Source organism: Comamonas sp. 26, from assembly GCF_002754475.1.
Classification (GTDB): Bacteria; Pseudomonadota; Gammaproteobacteria; order Burkholderiales; family Burkholderiaceae_C; genus Comamonas.
This window is the reverse complement of record NZ_PEFL01000001.1, coordinates 616,378-638,671: the sequence shown is the minus strand read 5'-3', so window position 1 is coordinate 638,671 and position 22,294 is coordinate 616,378. Positions and strand designations below refer to the sequence as shown.

The following is a 22,294-nucleotide window of genomic DNA, read 5'->3' as shown; positions in this document are numbered from 1 at the left end:
CGCTATTCAAAACCGCTGAGCTTTCTAGAATCCAGCTCAACTCACTGTGCTTGCCGCACCCTGGCCCAAAGAATGCCCTGCATTCACTACATACAACAATGGCCACACACAAGCATCGAGCTCATAAGAACCGCTGAAACGACTCTTGATAAGTCGTGCCTTACGCGCTCACCTTCGGTTTGCCGGGGCGTATCAGAGGTTCTAAATAATCCTGCGCCACCTGCGCAGAAAACAGGGAGGCCCCATGCGATCGAAATCTTTGCTCACCTCTGCACGCCCCGTGCTCTGGCTGGCGCTAGCCATGGCTGCACCACTGCCAGCACTGGCGAGTTCTGCCACGCCCACCACCACTTTGCGCGCTCAGGATGTGGCTGTGCTGGCCGCCAGTTGCGCCAACTGCCACGGGCCTGATGGCCGGTCTACCGGCGGCATTCCCACGCTGCGCGGCCTGCCTGAAGCCCACCTGCTGCAGCGACTGCAGGCTTTCAAGGCCGGCACCGCCAAAGATGCCACCGTGATGACCCGTCTGGCCAAGGGCTATGACGATGAACAACTCAAAGCGCTGGCCCAGTGGTTCAGCAAGAAGGGCCGCTAAATGCAGATCAATCGTCGTCAAATCATCGGTGGCGCGGCTGCGGGTGCGGCCAGCCTGGCTCTGCCTTCCATCGTTCAGGCCAAGGCGGCCTCGGCCCATGTAGTCATCGTCGGGGGCGGCTTTGGTGGTGCCACCGCCGCGCGCTATCTGCGCCAGTTTGCGCCCCAGGTTCAAGTCACGCTGGTTGAGCCTGCCCAGCGTTTCTACACCTGCCCCTTCTCCAACCTGTATCTGGCGGGCCTGCGCAGCTGGGAAAGCATCGGCCACGGCTATGACGGCCTGCGCAAAGCGGGCGTGAACGTGGTGCATGCGCGTGCCGACAATGTGCTGACGGATTCTCGCCGCCTGCTGCTGTCGAACGGCCAGGTGCTGAGCTATGACAAGCTGGTGCTGTCGCCCGGTATCGATATGCGCTGGAATGCGATCGAAGGCTATGACGAGGCTGCATCACAACTGGCACCCCACGCGTGGAAGGCCGGCCCGCAAACCCAGCTTTTAAAGAAGCAGCTGGAAGCCATGCCCGACGGCGGCAAGTTTGTGATGGTGATTCCCGCCAACCCCTTCCGCTGCCCACCCGGCCCGTATGAGCGCGCAGCCATGGTTGCGCATTACCTGAAGGCCCATAAGCCCAAGAGCAAAATTTTGCTGCTGGACGACAAGGACGCGTTCTCCAAACAAGGTTTGTTCATTCAGGGCTGGAAGGCGCTGTACGGCAACATGATCGAGTGGGTCAAGCAGGCCGACGACGGTAAAGTCACGCGCGTTGACGCCAAGAACTTGGAAGTGGAAACCGCCTTCGGCACCAAGCACAAGGCCGATGTGCTCAACGTCATCCCACCGCAAAAGGCCGGTTTTATAGCCGACCGTGCAGGCGTGACCAATGCCAGCGGTTGGGTGCCCATCAAGCCCGAGTCGTTTGAGTCCACTCTGGTCAAGGATGTCTATGTGCTGGGCGATGCCACCATTGCCGCTCCCATGCCCAAGTCCGGCTTTGCCGCCAACACGCAAGGCAAGGTGGCCGCCGCCGCCATCGCGGCCGAGCTGACGGGCCAGCCCCTTCCCACTGCGGCCTACGCCAACACCTGCTACAGCCTGATTGGCAATGACTACGGCATCTCGGTCGCAGGTGTCTACAAGTCGCAAGAAGGCAAGTTGATCGAAGTGCCAGACTCTGGCGGCGTCAGCCCCATCGATGGCAATGCCGCCTTCCGCAAGGCCGAGGCCGATTACGGATCGGCTTGGTACAAGGCGATCAGTGCGGATATCTGGGGTGGGTGATTAAGCTCCACCTGAGGCGCTGACGCGCCTTCCCCCTCTCTCGCTTCGCGGGAGGGGAACGCCACCATCGCTGCGGGGCGACCCTTGCTTGCTGGCCCTCACCTGTAGCACGCCCATTGCAAGCATCTGCGGATGCTTTGAGCAACTAAATTTCAACTCATATGTTGTTGTGGTCTATCTTTTTTCTGGGCATGGCGTTTGGCGTGGCTGCGCGACTCGGGCGGTTTTGTTTGCTGCGCGGGCTGCGCCAGCAACTGAGGCAAGACTCTGAAGTTGCCGCCGGCACCGCACCCGCCTTGCAGGCTTTTGCTCTCGCATTGGCCGTGGCCTTGCTCGCATCGCAAGGGCTGCAGGCGCTGGGGATGGTGAATCTGAGCCAGGGGGCCATTGCCCGCCCCGGCTTTTCCGTGATTGCGGTGTTGGGCGGCGGCCTGTTGTTTGGCGCGGGCATGGTGCTGGCCCGTGCCTGCGGCGCACGTTCGCTAGTGCTGCTGGCGGGCGGTAATCTGCGCTCTCTAGTCACCATCGTGTTTCTGGCGCTGGGCGTGCAGCTGGCCATGACGGGTGTGCTGACGCCTGTGCGCCTGTGGCTGCAGGCGCTTGCGCCCATCACGCTGGCTCACTCCACCTTGCCCGCCTATCTTCCGGCTGTGAATGGTTTGCTGCTGGCGCTTGCGCCCGCCATGCTGCTGGCGATCTTTGCACTGCGGCGGCCTGCACTGCGCCAAAGCCCGGTACAGCTCATCAGCGCAGCACTCATCGGCCTGCTGGTGGCTGCTGGGTGGTGGATTACCGCGCATATCGGTGTGGACGAGTTCGAGCCGGCCAGACTCACATCGCTGAGCTTTATCGGGCCGATTGCCGAGAGCATGCTGTACCTGCAACTGTCGGTAGGCCGCGAGCCCGGTATTGGCCTGGCGCTCACGGCGGGCGTACTGGCGGGTGCTTTTATCGCAGCCCTGGTGAGCCGGACCACTCGCTGGGAAGGTTTTGAATCCACCAGTCGCCTGGGAGCCAGCGCGGGCGGCGGTTTGCTGATGGGCTTTGGCGGCGCGCTAGCAGCCGGTTGCTCGATTGGTCAGGGCCTGTCGGGGCTAAGCACACTGGCATGGGCCAGTTTTCCGGCCATCGCAGGCATTGTGCTGGGCGCCGTCCTGACGCTGACCTTGGGCCGCCGGGCCTGAGCACACTGTTCATTGGCCACTACTTCTGCTCGGTAGAGGTGGTACCGGTCGTTTGAGCTATCAAAAACATGAGCAGCATGCGCTCTTCATCTATTGATTCCCACGTGCTTTTGCCTGATTTTTCATGCAAATAAAGCGCTGAACGCTAGCTTTTTACAACTTCACTGCAGTGAAGCACTGGGTTATGCCTTGTCTGCCTTACAACGTTGCACCCTACAATTTGTAAGACACCCGCTGTTGCTGATGCCGCGTGACGGCTCAGAAAGACTCATTTTTCTTGCATATTTTGGCTGCCGCAAGCCCTGCGCCAGCTGCCCGCAGGCATGCGTTTGTCTTCGTTACCCATCGCCCCAAGCGAGGCAATGCCGTGCAATCAGCACTACCTCGTCGCCTGCAGGTGCTCACTCATAAGGAGTCTTACGACATGCAACGTCGCCACTTTTTGATAACCCCTCCCGCGCTGACGCTGGGTACCGCCGCCGGTGCCTTGGGCACTCTGACCAGTTCTGCCATGGCCGCGCCAGGCATCATCAGCAGCCAGTCACCCATACTGCCGCGCAAGGGCAAGGGTCCGCGCATCGTCATCTGCGGCGGTGGCTGGGGCGGCATGACGGCAGCGCGTTATCTGCGCGAGCTGATCCCGAACTCGGATGTGGTGCTGCTGGAGCGCAATGCCACGTTCTGGTCCGGCCCCATGAGCAACAAATGGCTGGTCGATATCGTGGGCACCGATTTTGTGAACCGCGACATGCTGCACCCCGCCAACCAGTACGGCTACACCTTGCTGCAGACCGAGGTGATGGGCTTTGAGCGCGACAAGAAGCTGGTGCGCACCGGCCACGGTCTGATCGAGTACGACTTTCTGATTCTGTCGGGCGGCATTCGCAATGACTACGAGGCCTGGTTTGGCAACGACCAGCGTGCCATTGAGTACACGCGCACGCATTTCCCCAATGCCTACATCCCCAATCAGGAGATGCTGTCGCTCAAACAGAAGGTCAAGAACTTCAAGGGCGGAACGCTGGTGATGACGCTGCCACCGCCACCCCACCGCTGCCCGCCCTCGCCCTATGAGCGCGCCTGCCTGATCGCCTGGCACATCAAAAAGAACAAGATCCCTGGCAAGATCGTCATCCTCGACCCCAAGCCCAAGCTGGCACCCATTGGCGTGGGCTACAAGCAGGCCTTTGAAGAGCTGTACCCGGACATCATCACCCACGTCCCCAATGCAGGCGTCAAGGAAGTCGACCCCTTCAACAAGCAGATCAAGACGGCTGCCGGTGACTTCAAATTTGACGACGCCATCCTCATGCCCCCGCACCAGGCGGCGGACATGGTCTGGAAGGCAGACCTGATTGGCAAAGACGCCACCACCGGCAAGCCCACAGGCTGGGCCGACATGCACAACCGTCTATTCCACGCCAAGACCGATGACCGCGTTTACTTTGTCGGCGACCTGATGGGTGCCATCTCACCCCAGTTCGGCCACTACCCCAAGAGCGGCCACGTGGCCAACTTCATCGGCAAGATCGTCGCCCAGAACATTGCCGAGCGCGTGTCCGGCAAGGAAGTCGTGGCCCGTCTGCCAGACAACCTTTGCTACATGATGGTCAACGGCGACCCGCAGGAAGAAATCTCGGTCAAGTTTGAATACGAGGTGGACACCAACGGTCAGGTCAACCAGACCCAGATCGACATGGATGTACGCACGCCTGATCTGGTCAAGGAAGACTTTGCCTGGATCAATAGCAAGTTCAGTGACTTCTTGGGCACTTGATCTGCTGAGCCGCTATGCGGCTCTGGCTCGCTCCTCTTGGAGACGCTAACACCACCCTTGAGACGTCGTTGTTTCGCCTTGTCGTACGCTTGTACTGCCTGCGGCTTCACGCCTCGTCTGAACCGTAAACCTTCGGTTTACTGAGTGGAGTTAACGCCTCTTAAGTACGAGCGCCAGTTTTAACCGCTGTTTGCTTGCAAGCGGCATTCGATAAAAGAAGAGACATGTTCAACCACACCACCCGTAGAAGTCTGGTTCTGGGCGCGGCGGCCGCAGGGGCCAGTCTGGCGCTGCCTGCGACTGCTCTGGCACAGGCCAAGGCGCCGCTGGTCGGGCCTCTGGCCCCTAATCCTGTCGAATTTCAAAAGCAGATCGCCCAGTTCACCGGCAAGGCCTCGCCGCAAACCGAAGGCCTACTGCTGGATGTCCCCGTGCTGGCCGACAACCCCAGCGCCGTGCCTGTCAAGGTCAAGGTGACACTGCCGATCACCGAGCAGGACTGGTGCGAAGAAATCGTTGTACTGGCCGAGCTGAACCCCTCGCCCCTGTCTTGCCGCATGCAGTTCACGGCAGCGGCAGGCACCGCTGAGGCGGCGATCCGCATTCGCCTGTCACAGTCGCAAACCGTGCACGCCATGGCGCGCATGAAGAGCGGCAAAGTACTGGTCGCCAAGCAGGCAATTACCGTAGCCGCCAGCGGCTGCGGCATGTGAGGGAGTCCCACCAATGAGTCAAGCCAAACCCCCTCGCGTCTGGGTCAGCAACGCCAACCCCAAGAAGGGCGAAGTGCTGCGCGTGCGCGCACAGATGGAACATGTGATGGAAAGCGGCCTGCGCACCGACCCTGCCACCGGCAAGGTGCGTCCCCGCAATATCGTCAACCGCTTTGAAGCCAAGCTGGGCAACACCTTGCTGTTCAGCTGGGAGCCCGGTATTTCGATTGCTCAGAACCCCTATATCGAGTTCACCTTTCTCGCCCGTGAAAGCGGCGAGCTGAACATGTTCTGGAAAGATGAGCAAGGCCAGACGCTGAGCGCGCAGAAGACGATTACCGTCGCCTGATATCCACCGCTCACAAAAAAGCCCCGCCCGGTTGGCACCGTGGCGGGGCTTTTGTTTGCGAGCCAGCAAGCTCAATTGCCCTGATAACGACCCGGGCGGTGGCTGATCCACAAAAACATGCTCATGATGACTGCCGCCAGCACCGAGTACGCCACACGCTCTAAGGGCACCACGGCCAGCGCCAGCAACACCACGGTGCAGTCAATCATCATCTGCACCTTGCCGGCGCGAATGCCATAGCGGTCTTGCAGATACAGCGACACGATGGTCGCACCGCCCAGACTGGAATGGTGGCGCGCCAAAAACAGGCAGCCCGAGCCCATGAGCAGGCCACCGGCCACGGCGGCGTACAGCGGGTTCAGGTAATCGATATGGATAAAGCGCGGCCCCACGTCAGCCATCAGCGCCAGCATGGCAACCGAGATAAAGGTCTTGATCGTGAACTCTGACCCCATGCGCTTCCACGCGAACCAGTAAAACGGAATATTGATGACGAAGAAGGTCGCACCAAACGGCAACCCCGTCACGTAGTGCAGCAAGAACGCAATGCCCGCCGTGCTGCCCGTCAGCAGTCCCGCTTGGGCAAACAGCATCATGGTGATGGAGACAAACAGCGAGCCTGTGAAGAGTGCCTGCGCATCCTCAAAGCGGCCATGGCGCAAAGCGGGGCCTAAAGGTGCAGAAACGGCGGCAGCAGCAGGAGCAGCATCGACGCTGCTGACCAGGCCTGAGCGGGTGGGAGAAGATAGCGGTGTGGACATGTCGGATAAGACAGCAAATAAGCGCCCAGAGTCTCGATAAAGACCCGAGGCCAACCGGCGCGGATAACACCGGGTAACCCCTTAATTTTACGAATGAAGCCATGCCCTGCGCGCATCATTTGCTGCAACGCAACAATTCTTTAAGGACTTTTTCGACTGACTTTCTTATGATTTTTTCAAGCTTTTTAGCTGCCTGGCGCTTACGCATAAAGCGCTAGCAGCTATCAAAATCAAAGCATCCGCATGGCGAGACCATGAAAAAAGCCATGGCTGCAATCACGCAGACATGGCTTGGGCAATGGCTTGGACAGCCCCGGCAAACGGCCAGCGTTGATCAGCCGCGCGGCTCGTCAGGCAAGCGCTCACGCTTCAGCGTGCGCAGCACCCGGCCATCAGGGCCGAAGGTGACGGTGAACTGCATCTCACGATTGGGCGGGTCGATGTAGTTCCAGTCCCAGTCCGTTTCTTGCTTGAGCTTGAAGGTCATCATCTTGGCGGGCTTGCCCAGCATGCGGCGCACCGCGTTCTCATCCATGCCAGGCACAATTTTGGCAAAGACATGCGGGGCCAGCACTTGACGCAGAGCACTCATCTTGCCATCAGTGCCAATCGTGATCATGTAGTTCTTGGCACCCGCTGGCTGGCGGTTGTACTCAAAGGTGCGCGAGCCATCTTCTTCGCTCCAGACGCGCTCGGGTTCGCCAAACTGGGCGCGCACATCGGCTTCGGTGGAAAGGCCTTCTTCCAGCTCTTTGATCTTTTGATCATCGCAGCCGACCAGGGCCAGAGCGCTGATCGCAGCAGCAGCCAGCGCAGCAGTCACACGGGAAAATAGTTTCATGGGCATGAATCATTCACGATTGCCATACAGAATGCGAATTCTGACAGCATGCGCAGCCGCGCTGCACACGCTTTCGTAAACGCTTGTCAAAACGGAGCCATCCCTCGTGAGCACAACCATCGAGCAATTGTTTTCCAAATTCACCCGCGCCGCCCAGGCCGCCCAGGAGCAACAAGACAAGTGGCTGATCATCGATCCCGTCTACGAGCATCTGGAGACCCTGCAGGCCGCTGCGCTGGAGCAGGTTCTGCCCCATATCCTGGCGCTGATTGAAACCTACCCCGAGCTGGACTACGGCGGTCCGGGCCCGTTCGGCAGCCTAATCGAGGAGCATCCCATGGCGGCCTACACCCCAGCCTTGCTGGCATCGCTGGAACGCCAGCCCAGCGTCCAGGTGATCGGCTGGCTGGACCGCACCATGGGTGTGGACGAAGACTTCCAGCGCGGTGACCCCAGCCCCGTCGGACCGGGCGAATTTTCCGCCGTGCTGGAGAAAATAATCGCTTCGCCGCTGGCGTCCGACGACTGCAAGGAGTTCGCACAGGTCTGCCTCAACGATCTGAAATAGCCGCTCAAGCGGCTTACCCCCGCTACCGGCTAAAATCCAAGGATCTGAGAGGTTTTACGAATATGTCTTTCTTCCGTCGCCCCGACTACCGTTCCGACACCACCAACTTCATCAACGACTTGAAGAAGCAAAAGCCCGAGCTGGAGCAGCAACAGCTGGCTGGCCGCGCCCTGCTGTGGGACAAGAACATCAGCGCCGAGGTCTGGGATGATCTGCGCGCTGGTCGCGTGGAGCAAAACTCCTACGTCTACCAGACCAACCACTCCTGATTCCTCTTCAATGAAACCAGCCTCTTGCGCTTATAAATCAAGCGCTCTCAGCTCTATATTTCATAGCAAGCAATGAGCGAGGCTGAAGACCAGGCACTGTTGCCGGGCCAAGGCCCGGACACACTTGACTCGACACCTTCGGTGATCGACCAGGTTGCTTTGGCACGCCTGTATGGCGAGCCACTGTTTGCGCTGCCGCAGGATTTGTATATCCCGCCGGAAGCGCTGGAGGTCTTTCTCGAAGCCTTTGAAGGCCCGCTGGACTTGCTGCTTTACCTGATCCGTAAGCAGAACTTCAACATCCTCGACATTCCCATGCTGGACGTCACGCGCCAGTACATGGCCTATGTCGATGAGGTGCGCGGTCGCAATCTGGAGCTGGCAGCTGAATACCTGCTGATGGCCGCCATGCTCATCGAGATCAAATCTCGCATGCTGCTGCCGCCCAAGAAACAGGAAGGCGGCGAAGAAGCCGAAGACCCCCGCGCCGAGCTAGTGCGCCGCCTGCTGGAGTACGAGCAAATCAAGCTCGCCGCACAGCAACTGGGCCAAGTGCCCACGTATGGCCGCGACTTTCTCAAGGCTACAGTTCATATTGAGCAAAGCCTGCAGCCCCGCTTTCCGGACGTGGAGATCAGCGAGCTGCAAGCCGCCTGGCGCGACATTTTGAAGCGTGCCAAGCTGGTGCAGACCCACAAGATCACCCGTGAAGAGCTATCCGTACGCGAGTACATGAGCCAGATCCTCAAGCAGCTGCAAGGCCAGCGCTTTGTGGAGTTTGAACGCATCTTCAATCCTGAAAAAGGCTCTACGGTGCTGGTGGTGACCTTTATCGCCATGCTGGAGCTGGCCAAGGAAACGCTGATCGAGATCACCCAGGCCGAGGCCTATGCCCCTATTTACGTGCGTCTGGCCTATACCCCGGTGTAATTGATACCCCTGAGCGGCTGAGCCGCTTCCCCCAAGAGGGACAACGCCATGGCCGCGAGGTGGCTCTTGCTTGGCGTCTCCGACTTGGGGTGTGCGAATTTTGGATCCAACGATGACATACAGCGTCAAAGAAATTTTCTATACCCTGCAAGGCGAAGGCGGTCAGGCTGGCACGCCCGCCGTGTTCTGCCGTTTTGCAGGCTGCAATCTGTGGACCGGCCGTGAGCAGGATCGCCCCAGCGCCATCTGCCAGTTCTGCGATACCGACTTTGTCGGCACCGACGGCACGCTGGGCGGTAAGTTCACGACAGCCAATGAGCTGGCCGAGCGCATTCTGGCCCAGTGGCCGGCCAGCGACAGCCAGCACCGCATGGTGGTGCTGACCGGGGGCGAGCCTTTGCTGCAAGTTGATGAAGCGCTGATTACCGCTCTGCACGCACGCGGCTTTCGCATCTCTGTGGAAAGCAATGGCACGGTGGCTGCACCGCAAGGCATTGACTGGCTGTGCATCAGCCCCAAGGCAGGTGCCGACTGGATTCAGCGCAGCGGCCAGGAGCTGAAGCTGGTCTGGCCGCAGCCCACGTTTGATCTGGAAGCCATTGAGGCCAGCACCCAGTTCAGCCATTATTTTCTGCAGCCCATGGACAACGTCCAGCAGGCCAGCAACATCGCCACATGTATTGAGCAAAGCATGCAGCGTCCCAAATGGCGTCTAAGTCTTCAGACTCACAAGCTCACTGGAATTCGCTGAAATGCAATTTACCGTTCACCAGCGTTTTTTCTTTGATGCGGCCCATACGCTGGAGCGCGCTATCGAGACTGAGAGCAGCCGCCGCATTCACGGCCACACCTACCACGCCGAAGTCAGCGTGACGGGACCCCGCAATGTGGACAACGGCATGGTCATCGACCTCGGCCACCTGCGCGCGCGCCTTGAGCTGCTGCGCGACCAGCTCGACCATCACTTTCTCGACGAAATTCCCGGCCTGGGCAAGCCCACGCTGGAGAACCTCTGCCTCTTCATCGCCAACGCCCTGTCTGATCTGCAACCCGCCCCCAGCCGGATCCGCGTCTGGCGCGACAGCATTGGCGACGGCTGCGTGCTGGATCTGCGCGCGGATTGAGAGCGGTGCCGCCAAGCGCGGCATAGTCTCCATAAAAAAGGCCCCGCTGATGCGGGGCCGCTTGCTGAAGTCTGAAGGCTTCCCCACCCGGAGCCAAACCCTGCAAGCTCTGCTTGCTTGAGAGGCTGCTGCATTCATTGCAGCAACCTCAGCAAGGCTGACGCGCTTAGAAGTTGTGGCGCAGGCCGATTTCGTAGCCTGTCAGGCTCTTGCCAACCACGGGTGTGGGGCTCAGCGAAGAGCCCAGCTTGCGACTGGCCTTGTCGTCATTGCTCATGCGTGCCACTGCCGCATAGATTTCAGTGCGCTTGGACAGCTTGTAGCCATAGCCCAGCGCCAGACGCTGAGAGTCGGCATCGCTTTGCTTCTTGTCCTTGTACCAGGTGTAGGCGGCACGCAGCTCACCAGCGCCCAGAGGCATCTTCACGCCCACGCTGTACAGGTCCACACGCTTGTCGTTGCCGCGGTCAGAAGCCAGCAGCAGCATGGGAGTGACTACGCCAAAGTCGTAGGAGGCACCGATATTGAAGGTCTTGTAGTCCACGCCAGTTGCGGCGGAACCACCTCGGGAAATTTCGTAGGCTGCAGCCACATTCACGGGGCCGTTGGCATAGCCCAGGCGCAGACCGGTGTTGCTGGCCAGGCTGTTGTTACCGGACTGCTCGCCGAAGCTGTGCGTCACTTGACCATAAACGCCGCCCAGCTTGGGCAGCAGATAGCTGATGCCGTTGGAGACACGCTTGGGGTTGGAGCCTTCGGCGGTACCGCCAGCGCTGGTGATCAGGTTGTGGCCGTTGATGGCACCCATGCCGGTGTCGCCAAAAGCGTGAAAGGTTTCCAGGTTCTGGTAGGCCGGCGTCTTGTCGCGACCCAGACGCACTTCACCGAAGTTGCCCATCAGGCTGACGGTGGAGCGACGGTCAAACTTGAAGCCGGAAGCCGTGCCGTCATCGACGCTCAAGCTGCCCTCGAGCCAGAAGCCAGCCTTCAGACCGCCCCCCAGATCTTCCACACCGCGAAAGCCCAGACGGCTGCTGGAGTTGCCGCCATTGGCCAGACCGGACACGCTCTTGGTCGAGGTGGAGATATGAGCCACCGAAACATCGGCCACGCCGAAGACGGTGACGCTGGATTGGGCCATGGCACCGACAGAGGCGGTCAAAGCGGCAAGGGCGAGGAATGTTCGTTTCATGCTGTTCACTGTGTTTATGGAAATGAGAAAGTCCTTGCAGGGCGGTCAGTGGCAGGCTTCTAAGCTCGGCCCCGCCCGGGACTGAAGTCATTAAACAAAGCGAAGATGAAACATTAGTTACAACCCTAAGAGTGGCAACAAAACAACAATTTCATGAGCCCTTGTTCCGCTGGTCTTCGCAGACCGTTGCCACCGCTATCGGCAACGGGAATGCAGTTAGGCGACATTTCTCTGTCAATGCTCTCAGAGGACTACATGGTTTTTCCCGATCGCATTTAGACTTGCGTGGTTTTTTGCAAGCACAGGCCTGCACCATTCAAAACGCGCAAAGCGACCCAGAGAGACAAACCCATGTTCCGCACCCTGCTCAAATCCAAAATCCACCGCGTCAAGACCACGCAATGCGAGCTGCACTACGAAGGCTCCTGCGCGATTGATGAAGACTTGCTGGACGCCGCCAATATTGTCGAAAACGAACAAGTCCATATCTGGAATATCGACAACGGCGAGCGCTTTGTGACCTACGCTATCAAGGGCGAGCGCGGTACCGGCATGATCTCTGTCAACGGCTCCGCAGCGCGCCGCGCCAGCGTGGGCGACTTGCTCATCATTGCCGCCTTCGCCCAGGTGCATGAAACAGACGTGGCCGAACACCAGCCCCAGCTGGTGTTTGTGGACGACAGCAACAAGCAAGTCGAGCTGCGCCATAAAGTGCCGACCCAGATGCTGTAAATACGGCACCCGTTTTTTGAGTGAAAGAACACCATGCCTCATCTGCATATTGAATACACCGACAACCTGACCGGCCTGAACGAGCGCGAGCTGATGCGTGAAGTCAATGCCGTGGTCTGTGCTCACCCCACCGTGACCGACGAAGCCGATGTGAAATCGCGCATTGCGCGCCTGAACATGAGCAACGTCTACATCGGCAACCAGCCCGATAACCGCGGCTTTGTACACGTGCATCTGCAACTGATGGCCGGCCGCAGTACAGAAGCCAAAAAGCAGATGTCCGACGGTATCGCCGAAGTGCTGCGCCGCCTCGTGCCCCAGCCTGCTGGCCTGCATGTGCAGCTGAGCGTGGACGTGGCCGACATGGACAAGGCCACCTACTTCAAGGGCCGCCTGTAAGGCTCCAAGTCCTGCCCGCTTCAAACCAACGCCCGCAGCCTGCGCTTGCGGGCGTTGTTGTTTCAGGGGCATTGATTCAAGATAAAAACTGCCTCTACCGCATATCTATCAAGCGCAAGACGCTCTCAAATTATGAGCAAAACTGACCGACGCCCTCGCTGTCCCAACTGCCACCGTGCGCTACGTACCTGCATTTGCGCGCTGGCACTGCCCGTGGAGCATCAGGTCGAAGTACTCATCCTCATGCACCCCATGGAAGTCCATGAGGCCAAGGGCACAGGTCATTTGCTGCACCTGTGCCTGCCCCACAGCCGGGTCTTGGTGGGCGAGCAGTTTGATGCCCAGACGCTGCAGCAAGCCCTGCAAGGCAGCTGGCATGAACAGGCCCCGCGCCAGAGCCTGCTGCTCTACCCCGACACGCACGAGCAAGATGCGACGCTGGGCCTTGCGCAGGCCAGCGCCCTGCCCCAGCCGTGGCCGCTAGCACCCGAGCAATTGCGACTGGTCATCATCGACGGCACCTGGCGCAAAAGCCGCAAAATGCTCTACCTCAACCCCGCCCTGCAAACCTTGCCACGCGTGGCGCTGCAGGATGTGGGTGATTCTGGCTACGCCATTCGCAAGGCCCATCTGCCCGGTCAACTCTCCAGCTTTGAGGCGGCTGTGCTCGGCCTTGCACAGTTGCAGAACTGGCTGCTGGATGCGGCAGCCCCTGCAACCCTCACCCAGGTCTTTGAGCAGTTTGTGGCTCGTCAAATACTGCTGCAAAACCCAAATCAGGCGCCAACTAGGGCGCCTGATGAGGTAGTGTGAAACGGAGGGGTAAAGCAGGTTCAGCGATTGTTGGCCGCTATATCCTGCGCATCCGCAGGCTTGGCAGGGTCTGTGGTCACCAGCGTGGGGCCGTTGCGTTCAACCTTGCTGCGCTTGAAGCCTGAGGTTTCATCCTCCGCACCCAGGTTGTCGCGGGTGTTCTTCTGCACGGCAATGGCACCAAACAAGGCCAGCGCAAAAGCCATGCCGTAAAAGCCTTTTTCGCTCAGCTGCAGCGTGGCGTTGAACAAGCCCGTGCCCAGCAGCAGCACCGCAATCAGCAGCGCCACCCAGCTGATGCCGTAGTAAATGCCGGTCACGGCTACGCCTTCCAGCCGGTCACGCACCACCTTTTGCAAAGAGATGGCCGAGTACAAGCCCAGCACCAGTACAGCGAAATAGAAGCCTTTTTCATTGAGCTGCATATTGGCATTCCACAACCCGGCCATGAAGGCAGCGATACCCAGCAGCAGCGCAGCCCAGGAAGCGCCGATAAAGGCAGAAGAAGGCTTGTGGCTTGAAACGGCTTGGGAGTTCATGGTCTTGCCTCAAAAGTTGCGGTGAATGGATAGTATGAAAATCAAACGATCAGCCAGCCATATTTCTCAACGGGTATCAATTAAAGATACCCAAGGCACAGTTTCAACTTAGTCTTCAGGATCTTCCTCTTCCCCATCCATGGCGGCATTGAGCTCGTCCTGCACATGAGGTGGCATGCCGTCTTCCCAGCCTTGCTCATCGACATAGGCGTAGATATCGGGCTGCGTTCCAGGTACGGCTTCAAGCATGATGGCGGGAATGGCCCACATGGCATCGCTGCCCTTGACGGCCTCACTGGTCCAGTCATAGCCGGGATGCTTTTCGTTGCCCGTGGGGGATGCCAGGTCATTGGCCGGGTCCCAGCCAATGGTGGCGGGGGCCAGATTACCATCTGCAAAGCGCTGGCTCAGGGCCTGCACTCGCGCCCAGCCCTTTTGATTGATGCTGGGCACCTTGTCCTGCGATGCGTAATGCTGAAAGTAGCCAGGCTGCTGGTACCAGTACAGCGCCTTGGCCACTGCGGGCTCCAGCTTGGGATACTTGCTGATCCAGTCCGGCAGCGCGCTGCCGTTGTCGTAGTTCATGGTGGTGACCACGGCCAGCCACTGCACGGGGGTGGCGGTAGACAGGAACTCTTTCATCAAGTCCAGATAGAGCGCATCAAAGTCGTCGTCTTCCATGGTTCAGACTCCTCCCGGTTGGCAGAGGCACCCACGATAACAAACCCGGGCTATGCAATCAAACGTGCATCCAGCCAGCCACGCAGGCTATTGACAAACGCCCAGCCTGTAACGCGGCGCAGGTCATCAATCACAATCACTTTTTCAACCAGCCGCCCTTGGGACAGCGCAAGCGCGCGGCCCACGCCCGGCAGCAAACCGCATTGCAGTGCCGGGGTCACCCACTGACCATCCAGCTGCATGGCAATGTTGCCGCGCGTGCCCTCGGTGATCTGGCCGTTTTCATTGAACAGCACGGTATCAAACACCTCTGTGCTTTTGGGCTCAAACACCTCGTAATGGTGGCGCACCGAAGTCTTGAAGCGCACCACATCGCTTTGCGCCACCGCATTCAAGATGGGCTGGCGGGCCAGCTGCAGCTTCACCGGTTCGGCGCTGGGCAAGAGCTGCACCACCGTGAACTGCACCGCACCGGTGACGGACAGCGCCAGCCGCACACGCCAATGCCCCTCAGCATGCTTTTGTGCCAACTGGGCCATATCGCTTTCCAGCTGCATTTGCATCAGCGGGTATCGAAAGTGGTGGGCTGTAATCTGCAGCCGTGCCCAGTGCAGCGGCCAGTTCTGCCAGCGGCCATCTTTGAGGGCCAGCGTTTCGAGAATTTCAAAATGCGTATTCATGCTTTACCCCTGGCCTGCCTCTTCCAGCCCGCGCAGAAAAACCTGCTTGTGCTGCCACTCCATCCATTCATCGCCCGCGTTGGCGCTGGCCGTAATTCCGCTGCCAATGCCGCAGCTCAACTGCCCGGCTTGCAGCACCACGGTGCGAATAGGCACATTGAAGGTCGCATGAATGCGCCCAGGTGCAGAGCCCGGCCGTACCACGCCCAGCGCCCCGCAGTACACACCGCGCGGCTGGGGCTCCAGCTCGCGGATCAGCCGCATGGCTTGGCGCTTGGGCGCACCAGTGATGGAGCCGCAAGGGAACAGCGCGCCAAACACATCGACCAGCCGCACGCCGGCGCGGGTGCGCGCAACCACATCAGACGTCATCTGCCAGACCGCTGGCAGGGCCTGCACCTGAAACAGCTGCGGCACCTTCACGCTATGCGGCTCGGCGATGCGCGAGAGGTCGTTGCGCAGCAAGTCTACAATCATCACGTTCTCGGCCCGCTCTTTGACAGACTCGCGCATGGTCTGCGCAGCCAGCACATCGGCCTCGGGCGTCTGACCACGCGCGGCTGTGCCCTTCATGGGGCGAGTCAGAATCTGCTCGCCATCCCAGTCAAAAAACAACTCGGGCGATACGGACAGCACCTGCATATTGCCACTGTCCACCAGCGCGGCATAGCCGCCGGGCTGGGCCTGCTGCAGGCGTGCAAACAGGGCCTGAGCCAGCGCGGAGGAATTGAGAGAATCTGCCCCCTCAAGCTTTGCAGACAAAGGGGCGGTGTAATTAATTTGATAGCACTCACCAGCGGCAATGGCAGCATGAATGCGCGCAATATGCGCATCAAACTGCTCGCGACTCAAGGCGGTTTGCCACTGCACGGCTGGGGTGGGCAGGGGCTTAGGCGCGGCTTGCGCCCCCTGCGGAGCGGCATGTACGCCAAACCAGGCCAGTGGCTGGCCGGGCACTGCGCTGTGCACAGTCTGGGCATAGGCAGCATCAAAGGCGCTGGCGGCTTCATACGCCAGCCAGCCCACGCACCATTGGCCTTGTTCGGCGGCTTGCTGCACGGCCTCCAGCACGGCGGCTACGTCCTCAGGCCTGTGCGCCTGCAGGACTTTTTCAGGCGCGCCAAAGCCATGCTGCAGGCGGGCGGCATCGGCCTGTCTGGGTGCGGTGAAGTCAAGAACGGTTTTCAAGTCAAATCGCCTGCAAGCGCAGTATCAATAAGCGCTGAATGCTATCAAACTTGCTATATCCATTGGGGCGATATTGCTGCCATAAAAAAGCGCGCTGCAGACATCAAGCCTTCAGCGCGCATCCACCAAAGTAACGATCTCTATCACCTCAGGCTTATTTGGCACCCGACTGGTACTTGGCCACCGCTTCTTGGTAAGCGGGGCTGGCCAGCAGGCGCTGATACTCGGCATAAGCCTTGCGGTATTCGGCGCTGGACTCGACTTCGATATAAGCCGCAGGTGAGGGCAGATAGCCCAGGCCGGAACGCTGGTACATCTCCAGATCAGCCTTCACTTCGGCACGGCTTTTGCTGGGTGCAGCAGCATTCTGGGGCATGCCCTGAGCCATGGCAGCGGCGGCGCTGGCGGTCAGAACAAGGGCAGTCAACAAACGGGTAGCGGAGCGCATATCAATCCTTTCAATCGTAAAAGCTGCAAGGCTTGATGGCTTAGCAGCGGTATGGCTGAACTATGCGTGTTATCCCGGGAGCCGTCTGTGCGTTTTCTCACGCAAAAGGCAATTTCACAATATGAAAAGTTAGCGTGTTTCTTCGAGTAAAACACGCAAGCCATCAACACGGCAGATACGCAGATTGCGCCCCTCGCGCTGCAGCAGACCCAGGCGCGTCAGTCGCGACATCTCGCGCGCCACCTCCTCGCGGCTGGTGCCCAGCATCATCGCCAGATCGCTTTGCCGGGGCGCGGGGGACAACAGAGCCTCATCGTCATCAATGCCCACGGTTTCAGCCCGCTCCAGCAGCTGAGCCTGCAGACGGCCACGCACCGACAAAGTCCCCAGGCTGACCACGCGCCGGGCCAGCACGCCCGTCAGTTCGTTCAGCCGCTGAATCACCGCGCGCATGACCTGCACATCGCTCATGATCAGTGCTTCTAGCTCTGCATTGGATAGCGAAGCGACCAGACTAGCCTCTGTGGCCTGCACTTCTACTGCCACATTGCGGGGCGGCTGCGCGGCAAAGGAGCCAAAGAAAAAGCCCGGCCCCAGATACCCCACAATCATGGCCCGCCCGCTGACACTGTGCCCCGCCACGCTCAGCTGCCCGTTGATCAGCATGTAAATGCGCCGGTCGGTATAGGCCCCCTGCAACACCTGCCCTGCCTCCAGCCTGTGCCAGCGACATTGCCCGGCCAGCACCGCCAGTTTCTCGTCAGACAGCGAATCCAGCCAGCTGACGCCGCGCAGCCCTTGCCAGGCCACCGAGGGTGCTGGTGCAGAAACCAACGGAAACAGGGACTCGGCCATGGACATGAACTACCTTGCGCGGATGGAATGGAAACAGCAGAACGCGCACGGCCAGGCCATGCACAAGCAGACCAGCATAGTACGGGCGCTGACGGCTGCCATACCCAGTTTGCACTTGGCGCTGCACCGCAGCATGGCATAGACTCGCGGGCAAATTGGCACACAGACTTGTCTGTTGCGCTGAACCATGAACAGATCATCAGGAGACAAAACCATGACCGCCACCGGAACGCCTTACGGCACCATCCCCCCCTCTTCGCCCCAGCCCCAGCGCCGCCCCATCAGCCTGCCGCGCCTGGCTCAGATGCGTGCGGCGGGCGAGAAGATCACCATGCTCACCGCCTACGACGCCACATTTGCCGCCGTGGCCGATGCCGCCGGTGTGGAGTGCATTCTGGTCGGTGACTCACTGGGCATGGTCTGCCAGGGCCTGCACAGCACCGTGGGCGTGACACTGGCCGACATGGCCTATCACACCGCCAGCGTGACCCGTGGCCTGCACCGTGCGCAGGCCACCGCATGGGTGATTGCCGACATGCCCTTTGGCAGCTACGCCGAAAGCCCCGAGCAAGCCATGCGCAACGCCTGCGAGCTGATGCAGGCCGGAGCCCATATGGTCAAGCTCGAAGGCGGCGGCTGGACTGCGCCCATCGTGCGCTTTCTGGTCGACCGTGGCGTACCCGTCTGCGCCCACCTGGGGCTGACACCGCAAACCGTGCACGCACTGGGCGGCTACCGCGTTCAGGGCAAGGACGAGCAAGCCGCAGCCACCCTGCGCCAGCACGCATTGGAGCTGCAAGATGCCGGAGCATCCATGCTGGTGCTGGAAATGGTGCCCGCCGCCCTGTCTGCCAAGCTCACCGAAGAGCTGAAAGACTGCCACACCATAGGCATTGGCGCGGGCAACGGCACGGCCGGTCAGGTTCTGGTGCTGCACGACATGCTGGGCGTGAACCTGGGCAAGATGGCCAAGTTCGTCCACAACTTCATGGCCGACGCTGGCAGCGTCAAGGGCGCGATGGAGGCTTATGTGCAGGCTGTGAAAAACGGCAGCTTCCCCGACAACGCGCTGCACGCTTGGTAAATCAAGGGCACCACTCAAGGGCGTTGCGCTCACTTTTCCTGCTCTTAGACTTCTGTTCCCCGACTTCTGTTTCAGTCATGCAAATCGTTCACACCATCGCCGACCTGCGCGCAGCCCTTGCTGGCCGCGGCCACCCTGCTTTTGTGCCCACCATGGGCAATCTGCATGAAGGCCATCTCTCCCTGGTTCAGCAAGCCCGCTTGCATGGTGATGTGGTCGTGGCCAGCATCTTTGTGAACCGTCTGCAATTTCTGCCGCACGAAGATTTTGATAGCTACCCACGCACGTTTGACGCCGATTGCGCCAAGCTGGAAGCCCAAGGCTGCGACATCGTCTTCGCCCCCAAGGAAAAAGACCTGTACCCCGAGCTGCAGACCTTCAAGGTGCACCCAGACGCACAACTGGCTGACATTCTGGAAGGACACTTTCGCCCCGGCTTCTTCACCGGCGTGTGCACCGTGGTCATGAAGCTGTTTCAGGTCGTGTTTGCCACCACCGGCGGCGGCGTGGCCGTGTTCGGGCAAAAGGACTATCAGCAGCTCATGGTCATTCGCCGCATGGTGCAGCAGTTTGCGCTGCCCATCGAAGTCATTGGCTGCCCCACCACCCGCGCGGATAGCGGCTTGGCGCTCAGCTCACGCAACGGCTACCTCAGCGACGAGCAGCGCGTGCAAGCCATGGCGCTGTCGCAAGCACTCAAGGCACTGGCCGATGCCGCGCGCCAAGGCGGCAATCTGGCCGAGCTTGAAGCCCAAGCCATGGCCGACCTGCGCGCCAAGGGCTGGGAACCTGACTACCTGACCGTGCGCAAGCGCAACAACCTGCTGACGCCAGCGGACGCCACCAGCGGCGACCTGGTCGCACTGGGCGCAGCACGACTGGGCAGCACCCGCCTGATCGACAACCTGGAGTTCTAGACCTCCAGCATCTCCCGAGGCGCTTTGCGCCTTTCCCCGCTCTCTTTGAGAGGGGGCGACACCTTCGCTGCCCTGGTGCACCAAAGTCAATGTGACGGCCCTGCAGCGACTCTGTGCTGCAATAAAAACCCGGTGACTGCGTGTTCACCGGGTTTCTGGAAAATTGCTAGCTAACTGCTATCGGCCAATATCTGTCGTTCAGCGCTACCAGCTACACTTGAATGCAATTGCTTTTCCAGCAGACTCTTCGAAAGTCAGATATGCATCGTGAGGCTACGGTCTTTGGTGGGTTTATGTTGATTCTTGGTGTGTTCGGTATTGCGAATGGAATCGCTATTTTGATACGCGGTGCGATCCATGCAGAAGGAAGTAGCTGCAAAGCAATATGTGGGATCTCGCTCTTACTCGCTCAGTTTTTTAATCCGGCGGTTGGCGCGGTCTCAGCAGGATCGATCTACTTGCTAATAGGCTCATGTATTGCTGTGCTTGGCTTCATGGTGCTGAGAAACAGACAGAAGACGCAGCGTTGAGCGGCCACAGCGAGTCGCGCAGAGCTGATATTTCCAGTAGGAGTGACTTTCACTTTGAAAATTATCGAATGTGGAAATCTATGCAAACCATCATCGCCACATTCTTTGTATTCTTAAACGATTGGAGCTATGGACGCGTGTATGTCAGCGTGATTTGTGGATTTTTTATCGTCGCGTTAATTTACCTGCTCGCATTGCCAAGTGAGCTGGCGTTATGGCCAGCGGTGCTACTCATACTTCTATCGGGAGTCGTGGGGCTTTTGTGGGAACGCCATAGCTCACACAGTTCCGTGATGTAAAAACCACAAACCATGCCGAGAATTTCTCCTGCCCCTGTAGAACGAGCCCGACCGGCCATCGTTGATAACGATCTCATAGAAGCGGAAGAGCATCAATGGTGGATGCGCATCATTTTCGTAGCTATAAGTGTTGTGTTCGCGACTTTGATGATTAACGTTCTGAGTTCGTTTGCAACACTCCAGGATTTTCTTGGTGCCTTGTTGATTAGCCTGTTTTCATTGATTGCCGCATTCTTTGCAGTCTTGGCTTCCCCCATACGATTTCAGGATCGCTATATGCGTCCAATATTAATCTACGGAGCAATATTGGAAATCATCACCAATACGCTCATTATGTTGAAGTGATATTCAAGCTGCGCTCGGCGATTCGAACACCAATCAAGCTGCTCGACCCTTATGACGAATTCCTTATAAGGTCCGTCTGAGCCAGTGCTACTGGTGCTGGATTCAACGGGTCGTCTTAACTTTGAGGCTGGGTAGGTGAGCCTCAAACTAGTCTCACCCACTGTAGTTGGTCTTACGGCTGCAAGATGCCTCTCACCCAGTCTTGGTCAGCACTGATATGAATCCACCGAGCACTGACTGAGCAGCGAGCGCAACTCCAGCCCTTTGCCATTTAGCTCGCAAAATAGGCCACTGGAAAATTCCAGCTCCAGCGCAAAGCTGGCGTCGCTTTCAAACGGCATGGGCAGGCTTCGCAGACGTTGGCTGGTTGGAAGCCCTTCCAGCAAGAGTTCCGCCCGCTGCACGCGGCCTATCACGGTTAAAATTTCAGTCAAATGGGGCTCTAGCGCTCTATTAGCATGCGCTACCCGCTTGCAAATCAATAGCAAAGGCTGCCACAAACCCTGACCAGCACCGGTGCGGCCTGTGTCATATAAGCGGGCAGCCGAGAAACGAATATGCAGCGTATCGCCCTGCTGCGTGACCTCGGAGACCTCGGAATCTTCAAACTCAAAAATCATGCAGCCAAGCATAACGGGGAAGGCGCGAGAGCTGGCTGGCACCTGCGCAACACCCGCCTTGCTAAGGCCCGCGCATACTGCTTCGTCTGTAATGCAAGGACAAAAGGGGAAACGAGCATGAGCGAAAAGCTGTATCTGGACGATCTGTACGTAGGTCAGAAATTTGTGAGTGAGGGCTACCCGCTGGATGAAGCGCAGATCATCGCCTTCGCCCAGCAGTTCGACCCGCAGGTCTTTCACCTCGACCCAGAGGCTGCCAAGAACACCTTTTTTCAAGGCCTTGCTGCCAGCGGCTGGCATACGGCCGCCATCAGTATGCGGCTGGTGACGCAAAGCATTCCGCTGGCCGATGGCGTGATTGGCGGCGGCATGGAAGAGCTGGCCTGGCCCCAGCCCACGCGCCCCGGCGATGTGCTGCAGGTGGAGTCGGAGATTGTGGAAATCATTCCTTCTCAGTCCAAACCCAATCGCGCTCTGGTGCGCGTTCTGGCCCACACCAAGAACCAGCGCGGCGAGGTGCTGCAGCGCTTCAGGCCCAAGATGGTCTGCTTCAAACGACCGGCCTGACCCTCGCGCAGCAAAA

General features: G+C 59.2%; 31 protein-coding genes. 21 read left to right on the top strand and 10 right to left on the bottom strand.

From position 1 onward, the window contains the following. Positions 1–244 precede the first annotated feature (244 nt). The 6 genes from CLU84_RS03030 (at position 245) to soxZ (ending at position 5,896) form a co-directional block, all read left to right on the top strand. The gene (locus tag CLU84_RS03030; protein ID WP_369826789.1) at positions 245–595 is read left to right on the top strand and encodes a cytochrome c; all 351 of its coding nucleotides are present in this window, start codon (positions 245–247) and stop codon (positions 593–595) included. Beyond that, positions 596–1,873 carry an NAD(P)/FAD-dependent oxidoreductase gene (locus CLU84_RS03025; protein ID WP_099735883.1) on the top strand — a complete coding sequence of 426 codons (1,278 nt, stop codon included), beginning with the start codon at positions 596–598 and terminating at the stop codon, positions 1,871–1,873. A 161-nt stretch (positions 1,874–2,034) separates the two neighbouring features. Next, positions 2,035–3,057: a YeeE/YedE thiosulfate transporter family protein gene (locus CLU84_RS03020; protein ID WP_099735882.1), complete on the top strand. Its 1,023-nt coding sequence runs from the start codon at positions 2,035–2,037 to the stop codon at positions 3,055–3,057. A 424-nt stretch (positions 3,058–3,481) separates the two neighbouring features. Continuing rightward, positions 3,482–4,834 carry an FAD-dependent oxidoreductase gene (locus CLU84_RS03015; protein WP_099735881.1) on the top strand — a complete coding sequence of 451 codons (1,353 nt, stop codon included), beginning with the start codon at positions 3,482–3,484 and terminating at the stop codon, positions 4,832–4,834. A 224-nt stretch (positions 4,835–5,058) separates the two neighbouring features. After that, positions 5,059–5,547 carry a thiosulfate oxidation carrier protein SoxY gene (locus tag CLU84_RS03010; RefSeq protein ID WP_099735880.1) on the top strand — a complete coding sequence of 163 codons (489 nt, stop codon included), beginning with the start codon at positions 5,059–5,061 and terminating at the stop codon, positions 5,545–5,547. Positions 5,548–5,560: 13 nt separating this feature from the next. Then, the gene (gene soxZ / locus CLU84_RS03005) at positions 5,561–5,896 is read left to right on the top strand and encodes a thiosulfate oxidation carrier complex protein SoxZ (RefSeq protein ID WP_099735879.1); all 336 of its coding nucleotides are present in this window, start codon (positions 5,561–5,563) and stop codon (positions 5,894–5,896) included. Positions 5,897–5,967: 71 nt separating this feature from the next. Here the strand turns inward: soxZ and CLU84_RS03000 are convergent, their stop codons facing one another. After that, positions 5,968–6,657 (bottom strand): YitT family protein, encoded by a 690-nt coding sequence (locus tag CLU84_RS03000; RefSeq protein WP_099735878.1) that lies wholly within the window; start codon positions 6,655–6,657, stop codon positions 5,968–5,970. A gap of 334 nt (positions 6,658–6,991) precedes the next feature. Beyond that, positions 6,992–7,498 carry an outer membrane protein assembly factor BamE gene (locus tag CLU84_RS02995; protein WP_099737830.1) on the bottom strand — a complete coding sequence of 169 codons (507 nt, stop codon included), beginning with the start codon at positions 7,496–7,498 and terminating at the stop codon, positions 6,992–6,994. 106 nt (positions 7,499–7,604) lie between these two features. Between CLU84_RS02995 and CLU84_RS02990 the strand changes: the two genes are divergently transcribed. The 5 genes from CLU84_RS02990 to CLU84_RS02970 all read left to right on the top strand — a co-directional run bounded on the left by CLU84_RS02990 (position 7,605) and on the right by CLU84_RS02970 (position 10,389). Then, positions 7,605–8,066: a hypothetical protein gene (locus CLU84_RS02990; protein ID WP_099735877.1), complete on the top strand. Its 462-nt coding sequence runs from the start codon at positions 7,605–7,607 to the stop codon at positions 8,064–8,066. A gap of 62 nt (positions 8,067–8,128) precedes the next feature. Beyond that, entirely contained in the window at positions 8,129–8,335 is a 207-nt protein-coding gene (locus CLU84_RS02985; protein WP_099735876.1) for a DUF3460 family protein, read from the top strand. Positions 8,336–8,407: 72 nt separating this feature from the next. Next, complete coding sequence (locus CLU84_RS02980; protein WP_099735875.1) at positions 8,408–9,265, top strand: ScpA family protein; 858 nt, start codon at positions 8,408–8,410, stop codon at positions 9,263–9,265. A gap of 112 nt (positions 9,266–9,377) precedes the next feature. After that, the gene (queE, locus tag CLU84_RS02975; protein WP_099735874.1) at positions 9,378–10,016 is read left to right on the top strand and encodes a 7-carboxy-7-deazaguanine synthase; all 639 of its coding nucleotides are present in this window, start codon (positions 9,378–9,380) and stop codon (positions 10,014–10,016) included. 1 nt (position 10,017) lies between these two features. After that, complete coding sequence (locus CLU84_RS02970) at positions 10,018–10,389, top strand: 6-carboxytetrahydropterin synthase (RefSeq protein WP_099735873.1); 372 nt, start codon at positions 10,018–10,020, stop codon at positions 10,387–10,389. A gap of 166 nt (positions 10,390–10,555) precedes the next feature. Here the strand turns inward: CLU84_RS02970 and CLU84_RS02965 are convergent, their stop codons facing one another. Next, positions 10,556–11,581 carry a porin gene (locus CLU84_RS02965; RefSeq protein WP_099735872.1) on the bottom strand — a complete coding sequence of 342 codons (1,026 nt, stop codon included), beginning with the start codon at positions 11,579–11,581 and terminating at the stop codon, positions 10,556–10,558. A gap of 351 nt (positions 11,582–11,932) precedes the next feature. On the opposite strand from CLU84_RS02965, the gene panD reads away from it, so the two are divergent. The 3 genes from panD to CLU84_RS02950 all read left to right on the top strand — a co-directional run bounded on the left by panD (position 11,933) and on the right by CLU84_RS02950 (position 13,525). After that, positions 11,933–12,313, top strand: a complete 381-nt coding sequence (panD, locus tag CLU84_RS02960; RefSeq protein WP_099735871.1) for an aspartate 1-decarboxylase — start codon at positions 11,933–11,935, stop codon at positions 12,311–12,313. A gap of 33 nt (positions 12,314–12,346) precedes the next feature. After that, positions 12,347–12,712 (top strand): 5-carboxymethyl-2-hydroxymuconate Delta-isomerase, encoded by a 366-nt coding sequence (locus CLU84_RS02955; RefSeq protein WP_099735870.1) that lies wholly within the window; start codon positions 12,347–12,349, stop codon positions 12,710–12,712. A 132-nt stretch (positions 12,713–12,844) separates the two neighbouring features. Next, positions 12,845–13,525 (top strand): tRNA-uridine aminocarboxypropyltransferase, encoded by a 681-nt coding sequence (locus CLU84_RS02950; protein WP_099735869.1) that lies wholly within the window; start codon positions 12,845–12,847, stop codon positions 13,523–13,525. Positions 13,526–13,545: 20 nt separating this feature from the next. On the opposite strand, the gene yiaA is transcribed toward CLU84_RS02950, so the two are convergent. The 6 genes from yiaA to CLU84_RS02920 all read right to left on the bottom strand — a co-directional run bounded on the left by yiaA (position 13,546) and on the right by CLU84_RS02920 (position 17,922). Further along, the gene (gene yiaA / locus CLU84_RS02945) at positions 13,546–14,064 is read right to left on the bottom strand and encodes an inner membrane protein YiaA (protein ID WP_099735868.1); all 519 of its coding nucleotides are present in this window, start codon (positions 14,062–14,064) and stop codon (positions 13,546–13,548) included. Between the two features lie 108 nt (positions 14,065–14,172). Then, positions 14,173–14,745, bottom strand: coding sequence for a DUF4274 domain-containing protein (locus tag CLU84_RS02940; RefSeq protein ID WP_099735867.1), 573 nt, complete (start codon positions 14,743–14,745; stop codon positions 14,173–14,175). Positions 14,746–14,795: 50 nt separating this feature from the next. After that, positions 14,796–15,425 carry an aminotransferase class IV gene (locus tag CLU84_RS02935; RefSeq protein ID WP_099735866.1) on the bottom strand — a complete coding sequence of 210 codons (630 nt, stop codon included), beginning with the start codon at positions 15,423–15,425 and terminating at the stop codon, positions 14,796–14,798. A 3-nt stretch (positions 15,426–15,428) separates the two neighbouring features. After that, entirely contained in the window at positions 15,429–16,613 is a 1,185-nt protein-coding gene (gene pabB / locus CLU84_RS02930; protein WP_099735865.1) for an aminodeoxychorismate synthase component I, read from the bottom strand. A gap of 154 nt (positions 16,614–16,767) precedes the next feature. Next, a complete protein-coding gene (locus tag CLU84_RS02925; RefSeq protein ID WP_099735864.1) occupies positions 16,768–17,061 on the bottom strand; it encodes a DUF4148 domain-containing protein in 294 nt (97 codons plus the stop codon). Between the two features lie 129 nt (positions 17,062–17,190). Next, a complete protein-coding gene (locus tag CLU84_RS02920; RefSeq protein WP_099735863.1) occupies positions 17,191–17,922 on the bottom strand; it encodes a Crp/Fnr family transcriptional regulator in 732 nt (243 codons plus the stop codon). Between CLU84_RS02920 and CLU84_RS21975 the strand changes: the two genes are divergently transcribed. The 6 genes from CLU84_RS21975 (at position 17,915) to CLU84_RS02895 (ending at position 21,091) form a co-directional block, all read left to right on the top strand. Continuing rightward, entirely contained in the window at positions 17,915–18,058 is a 144-nt protein-coding gene (locus CLU84_RS21975) for a hypothetical protein (protein WP_158235160.1), read from the top strand. The two genes, CLU84_RS02920 and CLU84_RS21975, sit on opposite strands and share 8 nt — an antisense overlap. A 72-nt stretch (positions 18,059–18,130) precedes the next feature. After that, positions 18,131–19,000, top strand: a complete 870-nt coding sequence (gene panB, locus CLU84_RS02915; protein ID WP_099735862.1) for a 3-methyl-2-oxobutanoate hydroxymethyltransferase — start codon at positions 18,131–18,133, stop codon at positions 18,998–19,000. 77 nt (positions 19,001–19,077) lie between these two features. Beyond that, the gene (panC, locus tag CLU84_RS02910) at positions 19,078–19,917 is read left to right on the top strand and encodes a pantoate--beta-alanine ligase (protein ID WP_099735861.1); all 840 of its coding nucleotides are present in this window, start codon (positions 19,078–19,080) and stop codon (positions 19,915–19,917) included. A 221-nt stretch (positions 19,918–20,138) separates the two neighbouring features. After that, positions 20,139–20,447, top strand: a complete 309-nt coding sequence (locus tag CLU84_RS02905) for a hypothetical protein (protein ID WP_099735860.1) — start codon at positions 20,139–20,141, stop codon at positions 20,445–20,447. Positions 20,448–20,527: 80 nt separating this feature from the next. Then, positions 20,528–20,746, top strand: a complete 219-nt coding sequence (locus CLU84_RS02900) for a hypothetical protein (protein WP_144445404.1) — start codon at positions 20,528–20,530, stop codon at positions 20,744–20,746. A gap of 12 nt (positions 20,747–20,758) precedes the next feature. After that, positions 20,759–21,091 (top strand): hypothetical protein, encoded by a 333-nt coding sequence (locus CLU84_RS02895; RefSeq protein WP_144445403.1) that lies wholly within the window; start codon positions 20,759–20,761, stop codon positions 21,089–21,091. 206 nt (positions 21,092–21,297) lie between these two features. Here the strand turns inward: CLU84_RS02895 and CLU84_RS02890 are convergent, their stop codons facing one another. Continuing rightward, complete coding sequence (locus tag CLU84_RS02890; RefSeq protein WP_099737829.1) at positions 21,298–21,711, bottom strand: hypothetical protein; 414 nt, start codon at positions 21,709–21,711, stop codon at positions 21,298–21,300. Positions 21,712–21,828: 117 nt separating this feature from the next. On the opposite strand from CLU84_RS02890, the gene CLU84_RS02885 reads away from it, so the two are divergent. Next, the gene (locus tag CLU84_RS02885) at positions 21,829–22,278 is read left to right on the top strand and encodes a MaoC family dehydratase (RefSeq protein WP_099735857.1); all 450 of its coding nucleotides are present in this window, start codon (positions 21,829–21,831) and stop codon (positions 22,276–22,278) included. Positions 22,279–22,294: the final 16 nt, after the last annotated feature.

What these genes read in the sequence shown, in the direction of transcription:
- CLU84_RS02955 (WP_099735870.1), top strand. Translation starts at nt 12,347, where the DNA reads ATGCCTCATCTGCATATTGAATACACCGACAACCTGACCGGCCTGAAC.
- CLU84_RS02935 (WP_099735866.1), bottom strand. Translation starts at nt 15,425, where the DNA reads ATGAATACGCATTTTGAAATTCTCGAAACGCTGGCCCTCAAAGATGGC.
- CLU84_RS02890 (WP_099737829.1), bottom strand. Translation starts at nt 21,711, where the DNA reads ATGATTTTTGAGTTTGAAGATTCCGAGGTCTCCGAGGTCACGCAGCAG.
- CLU84_RS02900 (WP_144445404.1), top strand. Translation starts at nt 20,528, where the DNA reads ATGCAAACCATCATCGCCACATTCTTTGTATTCTTAAACGATTGGAGC.
- CLU84_RS03020 (WP_099735882.1), top strand. Translation starts at nt 2,035, where the DNA reads ATGTTGTTGTGGTCTATCTTTTTTCTGGGCATGGCGTTTGGCGTGGCT.
- CLU84_RS02985 (WP_099735876.1), top strand. Translation starts at nt 8,129, where the DNA reads ATGTCTTTCTTCCGTCGCCCCGACTACCGTTCCGACACCACCAACTTC.
- CLU84_RS02920 (WP_099735863.1), bottom strand. Translation starts at nt 17,922, where the DNA reads ATGTCCATGGCCGAGTCCCTGTTTCCGTTGGTTTCTGCACCAGCACCC.
- queE (WP_099735874.1), top strand. Translation starts at nt 9,378, where the DNA reads ATGACATACAGCGTCAAAGAAATTTTCTATACCCTGCAAGGCGAAGGC.
- panB (WP_099735862.1), top strand. Translation starts at nt 18,131, where the DNA reads ATGACCGCCACCGGAACGCCTTACGGCACCATCCCCCCCTCTTCGCCC.
- CLU84_RS02950 (WP_099735869.1), top strand. Translation starts at nt 12,845, where the DNA reads ATGAGCAAAACTGACCGACGCCCTCGCTGTCCCAACTGCCACCGTGCG.
- CLU84_RS02995 (WP_099737830.1), bottom strand. Translation starts at nt 7,498, where the DNA reads ATGAAACTATTTTCCCGTGTGACTGCTGCGCTGGCTGCTGCTGCGATC.
- CLU84_RS03025 (WP_099735883.1), top strand. Translation starts at nt 596, where the DNA reads ATGCAGATCAATCGTCGTCAAATCATCGGTGGCGCGGCTGCGGGTGCG.
- CLU84_RS02970 (WP_099735873.1), top strand. Translation starts at nt 10,018, where the DNA reads ATGCAATTTACCGTTCACCAGCGTTTTTTCTTTGATGCGGCCCATACG.
- CLU84_RS02895 (WP_144445403.1), top strand. Translation starts at nt 20,759, where the DNA reads ATGCCGAGAATTTCTCCTGCCCCTGTAGAACGAGCCCGACCGGCCATC.
- CLU84_RS02965 (WP_099735872.1), bottom strand. Translation starts at nt 11,581, where the DNA reads ATGAAACGAACATTCCTCGCCCTTGCCGCTTTGACCGCCTCTGTCGGT.
- CLU84_RS03015 (WP_099735881.1), top strand. Translation starts at nt 3,482, where the DNA reads ATGCAACGTCGCCACTTTTTGATAACCCCTCCCGCGCTGACGCTGGGT.
- CLU84_RS03010 (WP_099735880.1), top strand. Translation starts at nt 5,059, where the DNA reads ATGTTCAACCACACCACCCGTAGAAGTCTGGTTCTGGGCGCGGCGGCC.
- panC (WP_099735861.1), top strand. Translation starts at nt 19,078, where the DNA reads ATGCAAATCGTTCACACCATCGCCGACCTGCGCGCAGCCCTTGCTGGC.
- CLU84_RS02905 (WP_099735860.1), top strand. Translation starts at nt 20,139, where the DNA reads ATGCAATTGCTTTTCCAGCAGACTCTTCGAAAGTCAGATATGCATCGT.
- CLU84_RS02980 (WP_099735875.1), top strand. Translation starts at nt 8,408, where the DNA reads ATGAGCGAGGCTGAAGACCAGGCACTGTTGCCGGGCCAAGGCCCGGAC.
- panD (WP_099735871.1), top strand. Translation starts at nt 11,933, where the DNA reads ATGTTCCGCACCCTGCTCAAATCCAAAATCCACCGCGTCAAGACCACG.
- soxZ (WP_099735879.1), top strand. Translation starts at nt 5,561, where the DNA reads ATGAGTCAAGCCAAACCCCCTCGCGTCTGGGTCAGCAACGCCAACCCC.
- yiaA (WP_099735868.1), bottom strand. Translation starts at nt 14,064, where the DNA reads ATGAACTCCCAAGCCGTTTCAAGCCACAAGCCTTCTTCTGCCTTTATC.
- CLU84_RS03030 (WP_369826789.1), top strand. Translation starts at nt 245, where the DNA reads ATGCGATCGAAATCTTTGCTCACCTCTGCACGCCCCGTGCTCTGGCTG.
- CLU84_RS02940 (WP_099735867.1), bottom strand. Translation starts at nt 14,745, where the DNA reads ATGGAAGACGACGACTTTGATGCGCTCTATCTGGACTTGATGAAAGAG.
- CLU84_RS03000 (WP_099735878.1), bottom strand. Translation starts at nt 6,657, where the DNA reads ATGTCCACACCGCTATCTTCTCCCACCCGCTCAGGCCTGGTCAGCAGC.
- CLU84_RS02885 (WP_099735857.1), top strand. Translation starts at nt 21,829, where the DNA reads ATGAGCGAAAAGCTGTATCTGGACGATCTGTACGTAGGTCAGAAATTT.
- CLU84_RS21975 (WP_158235160.1), top strand. Translation starts at nt 17,915, where the DNA reads ATGGACATGAACTACCTTGCGCGGATGGAATGGAAACAGCAGAACGCG.
- CLU84_RS02925 (WP_099735864.1), bottom strand. Translation starts at nt 17,061, where the DNA reads ATGCGCTCCGCTACCCGTTTGTTGACTGCCCTTGTTCTGACCGCCAGC.